Origin of the sequence: Candidatus Pelagibacter sp., from assembly GCF_052049935.1 — a bacterium.
Classification (GTDB): Bacteria; Pseudomonadota; Alphaproteobacteria; order Pelagibacterales; family Pelagibacteraceae; genus Pelagibacter.
Genome location: NZ_JBNGZA010000002.1, coordinates 45,312 through 60,132, shown reverse-complemented (window position 1 = coordinate 60,132; position 14,821 = coordinate 45,312). Strand labels below are relative to the sequence as shown.

The 14,821-nt window shown below is 27.8% G+C and carries 16 protein-coding genes; 9 read left to right on the top strand and 7 right to left on the bottom strand.

Annotation, left to right across the window (positions count from 1 at the left end):
* Genes ACTT90_RS01430 through ACTT90_RS01405 form a run of 6 tightly spaced genes read left to right on the top strand, consistent with a single transcriptional unit; the run spans nucleotide 1 to nucleotide 3,939 of the window.
* Complete coding sequence (locus ACTT90_RS01430; RefSeq protein ID WP_440937104.1) at nucleotides 1-642, top strand: adenylate kinase; 642 nt, start codon at nucleotides 1-3, stop codon at nucleotides 640-642.
* A gap of 54 nt (nucleotides 643-696) precedes the next feature.
* Nucleotides 697-1,080, top strand: a complete 384-nt coding sequence (gene rpsM / locus ACTT90_RS01425) for a 30S ribosomal protein S13 (protein WP_440930012.1) — start codon at nucleotides 697-699, stop codon at nucleotides 1,078-1,080.
* A gap of 2 nt (nucleotides 1,081-1,082) precedes the next feature.
* Nucleotides 1,083-1,532, top strand: coding sequence for a 30S ribosomal protein S11 (gene rpsK, locus ACTT90_RS01420; protein WP_014953338.1), 450 nt, complete (start codon nucleotides 1,083-1,085; stop codon nucleotides 1,530-1,532).
* Nucleotides 1,532-2,560 (top strand): DNA-directed RNA polymerase subunit alpha, encoded by a 1,029-nt coding sequence (locus tag ACTT90_RS01415; RefSeq protein WP_440937103.1) that lies wholly within the window; start codon nucleotides 1,532-1,534, stop codon nucleotides 2,558-2,560. Before rpsK ends, ACTT90_RS01415 begins: the two co-directional genes overlap by 1 nt.
* Before the next feature lie 2 nt (nucleotides 2,561-2,562).
* On the top strand, nucleotides 2,563-3,006 hold the full coding sequence (gene rplQ, locus ACTT90_RS01410; protein WP_014953336.1) for a 50S ribosomal protein L17: 444 nt from the start codon (nucleotides 2,563-2,565) through the stop codon (nucleotides 3,004-3,006).
* Between the two features lie 21 nt (nucleotides 3,007-3,027).
* Nucleotides 3,028-3,939, top strand: a complete 912-nt coding sequence (locus ACTT90_RS01405; protein WP_440937102.1) for a pseudouridine synthase family protein — start codon at nucleotides 3,028-3,030, stop codon at nucleotides 3,937-3,939.
* On the opposite strand, the gene lipB is transcribed toward ACTT90_RS01405, so the two are convergent.
* Nucleotides 3,914-4,543 (bottom strand): lipoyl(octanoyl) transferase LipB, encoded by a 630-nt coding sequence (gene lipB / locus ACTT90_RS01400; RefSeq protein ID WP_440937101.1) that lies wholly within the window; start codon nucleotides 4,541-4,543, stop codon nucleotides 3,914-3,916. The genes ACTT90_RS01405 and lipB overlap by 26 nt on opposite strands.
* A gap of 61 nt (nucleotides 4,544-4,604) precedes the next feature.
* On the opposite strand from lipB, the gene mgtE reads away from it, so the two are divergent.
* Nucleotides 4,605-5,978, top strand: coding sequence for a magnesium transporter (gene mgtE / locus ACTT90_RS01395; RefSeq protein ID WP_440937100.1), 1,374 nt, complete (start codon nucleotides 4,605-4,607; stop codon nucleotides 5,976-5,978).
* Nucleotides 5,979-5,980: 2 nt separating this feature from the next.
* Here the strand turns inward: mgtE and panC are convergent, their stop codons facing one another.
* Nucleotides 5,981-6,793, bottom strand: a complete 813-nt coding sequence (gene panC / locus ACTT90_RS01390; protein ID WP_440937099.1) for a pantoate--beta-alanine ligase — start codon at nucleotides 6,791-6,793, stop codon at nucleotides 5,981-5,983.
* Between the two features lie 34 nt (nucleotides 6,794-6,827).
* Between panC and ACTT90_RS01385 the strand changes: the two genes are divergently transcribed.
* Complete coding sequence (locus tag ACTT90_RS01385; RefSeq protein ID WP_440937098.1) at nucleotides 6,828-7,643, top strand: sugar phosphate nucleotidyltransferase; 816 nt, start codon at nucleotides 6,828-6,830, stop codon at nucleotides 7,641-7,643.
* Nucleotides 7,640-8,938, top strand: coding sequence for a UDP-glucose dehydrogenase family protein (locus ACTT90_RS01380; protein ID WP_440937169.1), 1,299 nt, complete (start codon nucleotides 7,640-7,642; stop codon nucleotides 8,936-8,938). The genes ACTT90_RS01385 and ACTT90_RS01380 overlap by 4 nt, the downstream gene beginning before the upstream one ends.
* Here ACTT90_RS01380 and ACTT90_RS01375 read toward each other — a convergent pair.
* The 5 genes from ACTT90_RS01375 to ACTT90_RS01355 are packed head-to-tail and all read right to left on the bottom strand — an operon-like array spanning nucleotide 8,935 to nucleotide 14,817.
* The gene (locus tag ACTT90_RS01375; RefSeq protein WP_440937097.1) at nucleotides 8,935-9,396 is read right to left on the bottom strand and encodes a RidA family protein; all 462 of its coding nucleotides are present in this window, start codon (nucleotides 9,394-9,396) and stop codon (nucleotides 8,935-8,937) included. The genes ACTT90_RS01380 and ACTT90_RS01375 overlap by 4 nt on opposite strands.
* Nucleotides 9,393-11,969, bottom strand: coding sequence for a type I DNA topoisomerase (topA, locus tag ACTT90_RS01370; RefSeq protein ID WP_440937096.1), 2,577 nt, complete (start codon nucleotides 11,967-11,969; stop codon nucleotides 9,393-9,395). Before topA ends, ACTT90_RS01375 begins: the two co-directional genes overlap by 4 nt.
* Before the next feature lie 37 nt (nucleotides 11,970-12,006).
* Entirely contained in the window at nucleotides 12,007-12,585 is a 579-nt protein-coding gene (gene plsY / locus ACTT90_RS01365) for a glycerol-3-phosphate 1-O-acyltransferase PlsY (RefSeq protein ID WP_014953327.1), read from the bottom strand.
* A gap of 3 nt (nucleotides 12,586-12,588) precedes the next feature.
* The gene (pyrC, locus tag ACTT90_RS01360; protein ID WP_440937095.1) at nucleotides 12,589-13,875 is read right to left on the bottom strand and encodes a dihydroorotase; all 1,287 of its coding nucleotides are present in this window, start codon (nucleotides 13,873-13,875) and stop codon (nucleotides 12,589-12,591) included.
* Nucleotides 13,876-14,817: an aspartate carbamoyltransferase catalytic subunit gene (locus ACTT90_RS01355; RefSeq protein ID WP_014953325.1), complete on the bottom strand. Its 942-nt coding sequence runs from the start codon at nucleotides 14,815-14,817 to the stop codon at nucleotides 13,876-13,878.
* Nucleotides 14,818-14,821: the final 4 nt, after the last annotated feature.

Here is a 14,821-nt window from a genome sequence, read left to right as displayed (position 1 = left end):
GTGAATATCATTTTATTTGGTCCTCCCGGAGCAGGTAAAGGCACTCAAGCACAAAGGTTAGTTGAAAATCATAAATATTATCAAATTTCAACTGGTGATCTTTTAAGAAACGAAGCAAAAAAAAAGTCTAATATTGGAGTTGAAATTGAGAAATTAATATCAAAAGGAGAATTTGTTTCTGATGAAATTGTGAACGATTTATTAAAACAAACACTTTCTAAATTAAATTCTCATGATCCAATAATTTTCGATGGATACCCACGATCAGTATCTCAAGCATCAAATTTAGAACATATTTTAAATAATCTTAAACGAAAGATAGATTTTGTAATCTCTCTAAACGTTTCTAGAGATATAATTCAAAAAAGAATAATGGGTAGAGTTACTTGTGAAAAATGTAATATCACATTAAATGAATATTTTGATCAAGAAAAAATAAAAAAACTAAGTTGTAGTGGAAAATATTTGGTAAAAAGAAAAGATGATAACTTAGAAACTATTTTAAACAGGTATGACAAATATATTGAGACCACTAAACCAGTATTAGATTTTCTATCGAAAAAAACAACCATACATGAGGTTGATGGAACCCTAAAAATAGAGGAAATTACTGATAAAATTGAGCATATTATAAAGGGATAAGAAGTTGACTTTAGAAGATCTTCTTATATAAAGGCTACAATTTATCACAGATTTATGGCACGTATTGCAGGTATTAACATTCCACAAAATAAGCTTGTCCACATTGGACTTACATATATTTATGGTATAGGTGACAAGTTCTCAAATCAAATTTGTTCTTCTCTGGAAATTCCAAGAGAAAAAAGAGTTAATGAATTAACTGACGAAGAAATTTTAAAAATAAGAGAATATATAGACCAAAATTTCAAAGTCGAAGGTGATTTAAGAAGAGATTATTCTTTAAGCATTAAACGTTTAATTGATTTAGCTTGTTACAGAGGCTCAAGGCATAGAAAAAAATTACCTGTTAGGGGTCAAAGAACTAGATGCAATGCAAGAACAAGAAAAGGTAAAGCTATAGCTATTGCTGGAAAAAAATTAACACCAACTAAAAAATAAAAATGGCTAAAACAGAAAAAACTGATAACAAAGATCAGAAGGTAGAAAAATCTTCAAAAAAGTCTAACAAAAGTTCGTACTCAAAAAAGAAAAAATCAAAAAAAAACATACTTAATGGAATTGCGTATGTTCAATCTACATTTAATAACACAATAGTTTCAATCGCTGATACGAATGGAAATGTTATTTCTTGGTCATCCGCAGGCTCTAAAGGATTTAAAGGTTCAAGAAAATCGACACCATATGCAGCTCAAATAGCAGCAGATACAGCAGCTTCTAAAGCTCTTGAATATGGAATGAAAACTTTGTCTGTAGAAGTTAAAGGACCAGGTTCAGGTAGAGAAACAGCTCTTAGAGCATTACAGGCAAGAGGTTTTAAAATTTTATCTATTAAAGATACAACACCAATGCCACATAACGGAACAAGACCACCTAAGAAAAGGAGAGTTTAATGGAAACTGAAAATGTAAACGTTAAAAATTGGAAATCATTAATTAAGCCTACAAAGCTTGACGTTAAAATGAGTGAAGATTTAACACAAGCAACAATAGTTGCAGAACCACTTGAAAAAGGTTATGGATTAACTTTAGGTAACTCTTTAAGAAGAATACTTTTATCTTCAATAAGAGGTACTGCTGTAACATCAATCCAGATTGATGGTGTGTTACATGAATTTACATCTATTAAAGGAGTTAGAGAAGATGTAACTGATATTGTTTTAAATGTTAAATCATTAGCACTTAAAAGTGCTTCTGAAGGAACAAAAAAGTTAATTTTAGATGCTAAGGGTCCAGGTGAAATTAAAGCATCTGATATTGCTCCAGTCGCAGATGTTGAAATTTTAAATCCTGACTTAGTCATATGTAATTTAGATGAAAATACTAATTTTCATATGGAAATGAATGTAAATACAGGAAAAGGTTATGTACCTGCAGAATTAAATAAACCAGAAGAACCACCATTAGGATTAATTGCAATTGATTCATTATATAGTCCAGTAAAGAAAGTTTCATACTCTGTAAGCACTGCAAGAGAAGGAAAAGCACTTGATTATGATAAACTTACTATGCAAGTTGAAACTAACGGATCCATATCAGCAGAAGATGCAGTAGCTTATTCAGCAAGAATTTTCCAAGATCAACTTAAAATGTTTATTAATTTTGACGAACCTGTTGAGGCACCAGTAAAAGAAGTTTCTACAGAACCTGAATTTAATAAAAATTTATTAAGAAAAGTAGATGAATTAGAACTTTCGGTAAGATCAATGAATTGTTTAAAAAATGATAACATTATTTACATTGGGGATTTGGTTCAAAAATCTGAAGGTGAGATGCTTAGAACACCAAATTTTGGTAGAAAATCTTTAAATGAAATTAAAGAAGTCTTAACTGGTATGTCTTTATATTTAGGTATGGAAATTCCAAATTGGCCACCAGATAATATAGCTGAGATGTCAAAAAAACTTGAGGAAGCAATTTAATAATGAGACACGGCTTAGCTAATAAAAAATTAAATAGAACATCTGAACACAGGAAAGCTTTGTTAAAAAACATGCTTAATTCCCTAATAAAATATGAACAGATTAAAACCACTTTACCAAAAGCCAAATTTCTTAAGCCTCAAGCTGATAAAATAATTACGTTAGGAAAAAAAGATACTTTACATAATACTAAGATGCTAGTTTCACAGTTACAAGATATTAAATCTGCAAATAAAGTAAAAAAGACCTTATCAAAAAGATATGAAAAAAGAAGTGGTGGTTACACTAGAATAATTAAAGCAGGTTTTAGATATGGTGATAACGCTCCAATGGCAATAATTGAATTTGTTGACAGAGACGTTGAGGCGAAAAGAGTAGATAAAAAGAAAAAAGAACCTTCAAAAGAAGCTGAGAAAACAGAAGAAAAGAAATTAGCTACAAGCTAATTTTGATATAAAATACACTTAATGATCAAATCTTTTATCGTTGATAAAACGTTTGCTAGTATGCGTATTGATAAATATTTGAGATTTAATATTGGCAAGTTTCCCCAATCATTAATTGAGAAATCTTTAAGAAATGGAAAAGTTAAAGTCAATAATAAAAAAGTTAAAAGTAATTTTAAATTAAACCTAGGTGACAAGATCGATTTGCACAATTTTGAATTTAAAGAAAATCTTTTAGAAAAAAAAATTAAATTTAAACCATCAAATAAGATAATTAAAGAAAATGAAAATTTAATTATAGATAATAACGAAAACTTTGTAGTGATGAATAAAAGTGCAGGTATTTCTGTACAAGGTGGAACAAAATCTAAAAAAAATTTAATAGATATATTTTCTAAAAGTGAAATTTTTCAAGACACAAAACCATTTTCAGTTCATAGATTAGATAAAGAAACTTCAGGAGTATTTATAATTGCTAAAAATAGAGAAACAGCACAACTCTTAACATCATTATTTAGAATGCGTAAAGTTCACAAAACTTATTTAGCTATATGTCATGGTGAAATAGAAAAAAACTCTGGCCAATTTAATGATATGCTAATTAGATACGATAATGGAAAAAAAATTATAGAAGAAGCGAAAACAACTTATAAAGTTCTTGATAAAAATTCAATTTGTTCTCTTATTGAGCTTAAACCTATAACTGGAAGAAAGCATCAGCTTAGAAAACAACTTTATGCAATCGGTAATTCAATTTATGGGGACAGCAAGTATTCAAATAAATTTTTTAAACAATCTAAAAATAAAAATTTAATGTTACATTCTTATCAAATAAAATTTATTATTAATGATAAAAAATATACTTATAGAGCTTCTTTACCAAATTACTTTAATGAATTACTAAAAGTTAAGCGCTTAAAATTTCTAAATTAGTAATAAAATTCTTTATTAATTTTTCTTCAATACCTTTATAATTAATATCTTTAATTCTAACTAAATTTGTAACACCTCGATCAGAAATTCCACATGGGATAATATTATTATAATTTTTTAAATCGCAATTAATATTCAGTGAAAAACCATGGTATGCAATCCATTTACTAACTCTCACTCCGATTGCAGCTACTTTAGTTATTTCACTATTTTGATTAAACCAAATACCAACATTCTCTTTATCAGCAAAAACATTGATTTCATATTCACTTAAAGTTTCTATAATTGTATTTTCAATTATAGAAATAAATTTTCTAATATCTTTTTTTCTTCTATTTAAATCTATTACAAAATAAAACATTAATTGACCTGGGCCATGATATGTAATTTTTCCACCTCGATTTGTATTAATAACTTTTATGTCTTTGTTTAGTATTTCTTCATTTTTAGAGCTAGTTCCAGCAGTATAAATTTCATTATGCTCTAATATCCAAATCAATTCATTTGATTTGCTATTAATAACATTGCTTAATCTTTTCTCTAATTCTGATAAAGCAAAATTATAATCTATTGGTTTTATTGACTTTTTAATCTCTATTTTCATTTAAAAATTGTAATCTTCTTAATTTATATTAAAAGATCGATGCAATATAAAAGGTTTAATTATGACTTTGAATAAAAAAATAAAAGATAAAAAAGTCAATTTTGAGTTTAACAAGGAATACATAAAAGTTGTTACTGACAAAATTGTTAATAATGATGCTTTATTTATTACAAATTCATTTAAAGAGATGCACCCTGCAGATGCTGCAGATATAATTGAACATTTAAGTCTTAATGATAGAGAAAGCTTAATTAAACTCAACAATTTCAAGATTGATCCTGATGTATTTATTGAATTAAATGAGTCTGTTCAATCAGAAATAATTAAATATTTATCTTCAGATTCGATTGTAAGTATTTTAAAAAATCTTGATTCTGATGATGCTATCATGGTTTTAGAGAATGTTGATGAAAAAGATAAAAACACAATTTTATCTGCTTTACCTCCTAAAGATCGTTTTGCGTTGTTAGAAGGCTTAAGCTATCCAGAAGATAGTGCTGCAAGAATAATGCAAAGAGAATTTACTGCAATACCAAGTAATTGGTCTGTAGGACAAACTATTGACTATTTAAGAGAAAATAAAGATTTACCTGAGGAATTTTTAGAAATATTTATTGTTGACGAAAATTTTAAACCAATTGGAACAGTTCCATCTTCAAAAGTATTAAGAACACCGAGAGATACTAAAATGTCATCTATAATGATTGGTTCTCCTTTTTTAGTTCCAGTTGATATGGATAGAGAAGAGGTGGGTAATTTATTTGAAAATTATAGTTTAAATTCTGCATGCGTGGTTGATAAAACTGATAAACTTGTTGGAATGATAACTTCAGATGATGTTCTTACAGTATTAAAAGAAGAAGCTGAAGAGGACGCGTTAAGGTTAGCTGGTGTTGGTGATGAAGAAATAACAGATGGAGTAATAACTAAAACTAAACGAAGATTTAATTGGCTGTTGTTAAATTTATTTACTGCTTTTTTAGCAACTTGGTGCATTAGTCTTTTTGGAGCTACTATTGAACAAATGGTAGTTTTAGCTTTTCTAATGCCTATTGTCGCTTCTATGGGTGGTAATGCTGGGATGCAAACACTAGCTGTAACTGTCAGATCATTAGCAACAAATGATCTTACAAAAAACAATTTTACTCAAAATATTCTAAAAGAATTTAATATTGGGGTGTTGAATGGGATAATTTTTGCAATAATAAGTTCATTAATTGTTCAATTGTGGTTTCAGGACAATCAACTATCTCTTATAATTTCTTTATCTATGGTGTTGACTATGATTATAGCTGGATTATTTGGGATATTAATACCAGTCACTTTAAAACGTATGAATATAGATCCTGCAATAGCATCTAGTGTTTTTGTTACTACAATAACTGATGTAATTGGTTTTGTTTCATTTTTAGGTGTAGGTGCTTATTTTTTATAAAATTAAAAATTATCAATAAGTCTTACACGATTTAAATAGTATGCAACAAATAATTTAGAATTTTGTTTTTTTATAGATAAATCTAAGTTGATTTTATTTCTTAATTCTAAATATTGAATTTGAATACTAAATTTTTCTTCTAATTCTTTTTTTTTATTTTCTAATTCTGTTTTAATATTTGAAATTTTTTTTATATTTGATTTAATTTTTCTTAAATCTTTAGCAATTATTTGTGCTTTTAAAATTTCAGATTTTTTAAGCAATTTATTTCTACTTGATAAAGCCAACCCATTTTTATCTCTAATCGTTTTACACAAGATAACATTTGTTTTGTATTTCTTTTCTAAATATTTTTTTACAATATAAAATTGTTGATAATCCTTTTCTCCCATAAAAATATTTCTTGGATTAATTAGATATGTTAATCTATCCATAACATTTAAAACTCCTTCAAAATGACCTTTACGAAATTTTGCACATAAAATTTGATTTTTTTTACTAATCTTTTTAATTAATTTACTTGATTTAGGAAAAATTTCTTTTGCAGAAGGTAAATACAGAAAATCTACTTTAAGATTTTTTAATATAGATTTATCTTTATTAATATTTCTAGGGTAATTTATGAAGTCTTTTTTATCATTAAATTGTTTAGGATTTACAAAAATACTCACTAAGGTTTTTTTTGATTTTTTTTTACTTTCTTTAATAAGTGATATATGACCTTTATGGAGACTCCCCATTGTAGGAACAAAACCAATATTTTGATTTAGTTTAATGATTTTTTCTAATTGAGTGTTATTTATTATAACTTTCATTTTTAATAAAATATTTTATAAGTAAAACATTTAAATGATTAAACAAGCAATTATTCCACTAGCAGGATTAGGAACCAGACTCCTTCCATTAACAAGTGTTTTTGCTAAAGAACTTTTACCAATTAACGGAAAGCCTGGACTTGAATATATATTAGATGAATGTTTTGAGGCAGGTATAAAAGAGATAATTTTTATTATCTCAGATAAAAAAAAGATGATTAAGGATTATTTCTACAATGATACCTTTTATAAAAAAATTTTGAAAAAAAAGAAAGATATAAGGATATTGAAAGAATATAAGAAAATTTTAAAATATAAGAAAATGATAAAATTTGTTTATCAAAACAAACCTCTTGGAACAGGTGATGCTGTTATGAAAACAAAAAAACATATCAAATCAAATCATTTTTTGATGCTATTACCTGATGATCTAATTGTTAAGAATAATTGTTCAAAAGAAATGATAAATGTTCACAAAAAACATAAATCTTCAGTCATGGCTAGTATGACTGTAAATAAAAAGACTGTATCAAGATGGGGTATTTATAAACTATCAAAAAAACTTTCTAAAAATAATTATAAAATTGAAGATGTGATTGAAAAACCTAAAATAAAAGATGCTCCTTCCAATAAAGCAGTAATAGGCAGATACATTCTCCCAAAAAAAATTTTTAGTGAAATTAAAGATTTAAAACCTGGCAAGGGAGGAGAAATTCATATCACTGATGCAATTCAAAACTTAATAAAAAAAAATAATCTATTTGTTGCACACAATTTTAAAGGAAAGTATCTTGATTGTGGTACTTTACATGGTTATATCAATTCAACTTTAGAAATATCAAAACTATGAAACTTTGTATGATAGGAACTGGCTATGTTGGCTTAGTAAGTGGTGTATGTTTTTCCGATTTAGGAAATGATGTTATCTGCGTAGACAAAGATCAAAAGAAAATAGAAAATTTAAAAAAAGGAATAATTCCAATTTATGAACCAGGATTAGAGGAACTTGTAATTAAAAATTATAAAAATAAAAGACTTTCATTTTCAACTAATTTAAAAGAATCTATAAAAAGATCTGATATAATATTTATTTGCGTCGGCACACCAACAAAAAAAGGTGGTAGTAGTGCAGACTTAACTCAAATATATAATGCTGCTAAAGAAATTGCTTCTTCAATAAATAAATTTAAAATAATTATCACTAAATCAACTGTTCCAGTTACAACAGGTGACGAAATAGAAAAAATTATATCTAAAAAAATTTCAAAAAATAAATTTTCAGTTGTTTCAAATCCAGAATTTTTGAGAGAAGGAGAGGCTATTAGAGATTTTATATACCCTGATAGAGTTGTGATTGGGACTGATGACAAAAAATCTAATCAAATTATGAAAAATCTTTATGCACCTCTAATTTCAAAAGGTACAAGTTATGTTCACACATCTCGTAGAGCTGCTGAACTAATTAAGTACGCAGCTAATGCTTTTTTGGCTACAAAAATAACCTTTATAAATGAAATTGCAAATCTTTGTGAACAAACTGGTATAAATGTTGAAGATATATCAATAGGAATAGGTTTAGATAAGAGAATAGGTGGGCGATTTTTAAGAGCTGGTCCAGCATACGGAGGTTCTTGTTTTCCTAAAGATACTAAGGCAATAACATCTACTGCTGATAAATTTAAAACAAATTTATCTGTAATTAAATCTGTTATCAAATCGAATGAAAAAAGATCAATTTTATTACTTAATCGTGTAAACAAAATTTTAAATAAACAAATTAAAAATAAAAAAATTTTATTTTTAGGTGTTACTTTTAAAGCTAATACAGATGATATGAGAGATTCTTCTAGTCTTTCTATGATACCTGCTTTATCAAAAAAAGGCGCCATAATAACTTATTTTGATCCAACTGGAGAAAAAAGAGAGTTTAAAAAAGTTAAGAATGTTAAATTTGAAAAAGACTTTAAGTCAGCAATTAAAAAATCAGACCTAACAATTATTCATACTGAATGGAATGATTTTAAATCAATTAATTTTAAATCATTATCAAATAGAAAGAAATTAACAGTCTATGATATGAGAAATATCTATTCACCTGATAAGATGAAGAAACAAGGTGTAAAATATTTTGGTATTGGACGTTAATTTATCTCAAATATTGCATCAACCTCAACAGCAACACCTAAAGGTAAGCTATTTGTGCTAACTGCTGCTCTTGTATGCATACCTGCTTCACCAAAAACTTTAGCAATTAAATCAGAAGCACCGTTAATAACCTTAGGTTGATCAGTAAAATCGTCCGTTGAATTAACAAATCCTGTGAGCTTTACACAAGATTTGATTTTAGATAAGTCATCATTGCATGCTTTTTTGGCTTGTGCGATTATACTTAAAGCACATCTTTCTGCAGCTTTATAACCATCGTCTACTTTTAAATCAGATCCTAATTTGCCTTTAATTAACTCACCATTTTCTGACATTGATATTTGTCCCGATATGTAAAGTAATTTGTTTACTATTTTTGCAGCTATGTAAGAACCAACTGGATCTGCTGCATTAGGTAATTTTAAATCTAATTTCTTTATGTTTTCTTCATAACTCATTTTGATTTCCTTTTTTTTGATTTCTTATTTTTATCGTATTCTTTTCTTTTCTCAATTAATATTAATGCCTCTTCCATTGTTAGTTCAGCAGGATCTTTTTCCTCAGGAATAGTTGCATTTAATGATTTATATTTTATGTAAGGTCCATATTGACCTTTCATTATTCTTACAGGTTTTTTATCTTCCGGATGTTCTCCTAAATCTTTAATTATAGATGAAGACATTCTTCCAGGTTTAGCTTCAGCAATTAATGTTATTGCTCTATTTAATCCAATTGAAAAAATCTCGTCAATATTTTCAATTCTTGCAGATTTATTATCGCATTTTAAATAAGGACCATAACGACCAGTATTTAACAAAATATCCTTTTGATTATCTGGATTTACTCCTAAATTTTTTGGTAATGAACATAAAAACTTTGCTTTATCTAAATCTACATCTTTTAAATCAATACCCTTAGGTATTGAAACATTTTTTAAATTTTCGTTTTCATCTTTCTTTTTTTTTGTCTTTCTTTTTTTTGAAGTTTTTTCTTCTATATCTTCAGGATTGATTTCATACTGCAAGTAGGGACCAAATCTTCCATTTTTAAGATAAATATCATTTCCATTATCATGTTTTCCAATAAACTTAGGCTCTGCGAGTTGTGCTTGTGCAGCTGCTTTTGCTTTTGATAATGGTCTCGTATATTTACAATCAGGATAATTTGAACAACCAATAAAAGCACCACCTCTAAAGCTATTTTTTAAACTAAGAGTTCCTTCGTTGCATAATTTACAATTTCTATCTATTTTTCCATCATTATTTTTTTCAAAAATTAATTCACCCAAACTATCATTGAGAAGGTCTAAGACTTCTCTAGTTCTTTTTTCTTTAACTTCAGACACATTATTATTAAAATCTTTCCAAAACATTTCCAAAACTTTAATCCAACTTTCTTTACCTGAAGTTATTTCATCTAATTGATCCTCTAATCCTGCAGTAAAATTATAATCAACATATTTTGAAAACAATTTTTCTAAAAAAGCTGAGATCAATTTACCTCTATCTGTTGGAAAAAATCTTTTATTAGTTATTTCTGCATATCCTCTATTTGCAATAGTCGAAATTATACTAGCATAAGTTGATGGTCTACCTATGCCTAACTCCTCTAATTTTTTAACTAAACTAGCTTCTGAATATCTAGGTGGTGGCTGTGTATAATGTTGTTCATCGATTAATGCTTCAATATTAATTGGTCCCTTTGACATTTGAGGCAAAACATCTTCGTCATCATCTTTTGACTGAGATGAATATATTTTTAAAAAGCCATCAAATTTGAGTACTGATCCACTAGATTTACAGATAGTTCTATCATCGTCAGAATTTATTGTTATTGTATTTCTATCAAATTTTGCAGACTCCATTTGAGATGATAAAGCTCTACTCCAAATTAAATCATATAATTTTATTTGGTCAGCACTTAAATATTTTTTAATTGAAGAAGGTGTTCTGTTAATTGCAGTTGGTCTTATAGCTTCATGTGCTTCCTGGGCATTTTTTGCTTTCTTACCTGAATAGTTTAATGGATTTTCTGGTAAATATTCTTTACCCAAATCACTTTTTATATAATCTCTAAATGATTTAACTGCATCCACAGATAAATTCGTTCCATCTGTTCTCATATAAGTGATTAAACCTACTGTCTCACCCTCAATCTCAATTCCTTGGTATAACTTTTGAGCAATTTGCATTGTTCTTGAAGCCCCAAAACCAAGTCTACTAGAGGCTGTCTGTTGTAATGTTGATGTTGTAAAAGGTCCAGAAGGATTTCTACTTACTACCTTGCTTGAAATATCAGTTATTGAAAATTTTTTATTTTTGATATTTTCTATGGCTTTGTTAATTTCATCTTTATTTCTAAAAGAAAATTTTTCAATTTTTTCTCCATCTAATTGAGAAATACTAGATGTTATTAAATTGTTATTTTTATCGTTAAATTTAATACTCAGTGTCCAAAATTCTTCAGGATTGAATGACTCAATTTCGTGTTCTCTTTCAGTTATAAGTTTGAGTGCAACAGATTGTACACGTCCAGCAGATTTAGACCCTGGTAATTTTGTCCATAGAATAGGTGATATGTTGAACCCAACTAAATAATCTAAAGCCCTTCTAGCCATGTATGCATCAACAAGTAATGGTTCTATTTGTCTTGGATTCTCAATTCCATGAATTACAGCTTTTTTTGTAATTTCATTGAATACAACTCTTTCAATTTCTTTATCTTTTAATAATTTCTTATCATTTAAATATTCTTTTACATGCCAAGCTATAGCTTCTCCTTCACGGTCAGGGTCAGTTGCAAGAATAATTTTTGATGACTCTTTTGCAACATCTGTAATTTCTTTTAAGTATTTTTTTGAAAAGCTATCAACTTCCCATTCCATTCTAAAATTTTGTTCAGGGTCCACAGATCCATTTTTTGAAGGAAGATCTCTTATATGACCATAACTAGCTAAAACAGTATAATTATCTCCTAAATATTTATTAATTGTTTTAGCTTTTGCTGGACTTTCTACGATAACCAGATTCATAATCTAACAAACTACATAAAAGGTTTTTTTAGTCAATTTAATAAATTTTTGTCTCTTTTTCTTCTTTGTTTTTAAGGCGTTTTATATTTTCTCTGTGAGTGAAAAAAATTAATACAAACATAATTACAAAAAAAGATACTTCAGAAAAATTCTTACTAATTACTAAAAATATTGGAATAGATAAAGTAGCTAAAATAGATGATAATGAAGAATATTTTGATAAGAAATAAATAAACAACCATATTGTTATAAATATTATTCCATAAGATATATTTATTACAAATAAGATGCCCAAATAAGTTGCTACACCTTTTCCACCTTTAAACTTAAGCCATAAAGGAAAAACATGACCTAAAAAAGCACATAATGATGAAAGAAAAATTAATTCAGGATAATTTATTTTTACAAATAAAACTGGAATTACAGCTTTTCCAATATCAAAGACTAGAGTTAGGTATCCAATCAACTTATTGCCAGATCTTAAAGCATTGGTAGCTCCAATATTTCCTGAACCAACATCTCTAATATCTTTTTTTAAAAAAAATTTAGTTAATAAATACCCAAAAGGTATTGATCCTAAAAGATAAGATAAAATTCCAATTATAAGATAATCCATTTCTTATAACTTAAATAATTCTACTCCATTTACAAATGTATTAGTGACTTTACCTTGAAGTTTTTTACCTTCAATTGCAGTATTTTTTGATTTAGATATTAAATTTTCTTTTTTTACAATCCACGGTTTATCAATATCGACTATACAAAAATCTGCGTCATTGCCGATTGATAAATTTCCTTTATTAATTTTCAAAATTTTAGCTGGATTTGATGTTAATGTTTTTACAATGGTTTCTAATTTTACAGACCCATTATGATAAAGTTCTAAGCAAAGAGATAATAAAGTTTCAATGCCTGATGCACCCGTCGCCGCTTGACTGAATGTAAGTCTTTTTGACTCTTCATCTTCTGGTTTATGATCTGAAACTATAACATCAACTATTTCATCTTTAACTGCTTGAACTAGAGATAATCTATCTTCTTCAGTTCTCAGGGGAGGTGATAATTTTAAAAAAGTTCTAAAATCTCCAATATCATTTTCGTTTAATGATAAATTATTAATTGATACTCCTGAGGTAAATTTAACTTTATTTTTCCTTTCTCTAATTGTTTGAACTGATCTTGAGGATGATAATTGTGAGATATGATATCTGCATTTTATTGTCTCCAGCAATGTAAGATCTCTTTCAATAATGATTTTTTCAGCTACCGCGGGTATTCCTGATAACCCTAATTTAGTAGCTATTATACCTGAATTCATCATTCCATTTTTTGATAACTCATAATCTTCTGCATGTTGCATAATCAAACTATCAAGATCAAAAGCAGAATTCATAATTCTTGTCATCAATCTTGTATTTTGAATGGTTTTTAATCCATCTGTAAATGCTATAATTCCCTTACTTTGTAATAAACCAAATTCAGTCATATTTTTTCCTTCAAGATTTTCAGTTAAGGATGCACATGGGAAAATATTAATTTTTGATTTGTCTCTTCCTCTTCTTTTTAAAAAATCAACAATTGAAACATCATCTATTACAGGGTTAGTATTTGGCATGGTTACCACCGATGTAACACCGCCTGCTAATGCAGCTTCACTTAGAGTTCTGAAATTCTCTTTATATTCATAACCAGGCTCTCCAACAAAAACTCGCATATCAACTAAGCCAGGAAGAATGTGCTTACCTTTTAAATCAATAGGTTTTTCTCTTGAAGGTAAATTATTTGTATTTACTTTTTTTCCAATTGCTTCAATTTTGCCTTCTTCATTTATAATTAAACCTCCATTCTCATTAATTGAATTTTTAGGGTCAATTATATTTGCATTTATAAAATATTTTTTCTTCATTTATTCACAAAATAATTTTAAGCAAGCCATCCTTACAGCCACTCCTAATTCTACTTGTTCTTTGATAACGCTTTTATTAATGTCATCTGCTAACTTAGTGTCGATCTCAATTCCTCTGTTCATAGGACCAGGATGCATAATTAGAGCATCATCTTTTGCATATTCCAATTTATCTGGAGTTAAACCATAATATTCATAGTATTCTCTATTTGAAGCTAGAAACGAACTAGACATTCTCTCATTTTGCAATCTAAGCATCATCACTATATCACAATCTTTCACACCTTTTTTCATATCTGTGAAAGTGTTAACACCAAATTTATCTATTGATTTTGGCATTAAATTTGTTGGAGCAATTATATTTACCTCGGCTCCCAACATGTTTAATAAATAAATATTTGATCTTGCTACTCTAGAATGAAGTATGTCTCCACAAATGGCTATTTTTAAACCTTCTATTTTTTTCTTTCTATCGATTATTGTTAAAGCATCTAGCAAAGCCTGAGTAGGATGTTCTCTTCTACCATCACCAGCATTCAGTACAGCACAATTCACTTTTTGAGAAAGCAGATTGCATGCACCTGAGTCTTGATGTCTAATAACAATTAAATCAGGATGCATTGCATTTAATGTCATTGCAGTATCTATAAGTGTTTCACCTTTTTTAATTGCAGAGTTTCCAATGTTCATTGACATTACATCTGCACCTAATCTCTTTCCTGCAAGTTCAAATGAACTTTGTGTTCTCGTAGATGGTTCAAAAAATAGGTTAATTTGAGTTTTTCCTCTTAGGATATCAATTTTTTTATTTTTACTTCTATTTAATTTTATGAATGCCTGAGCTTCATCTAAAATAAGTAATACATCGTTTATAGATAAATCTTGGATTCCTAACAAATGTTTTTGGGAAATTTTAATAGCTTTATTTAATTTAACTGCCATTAAA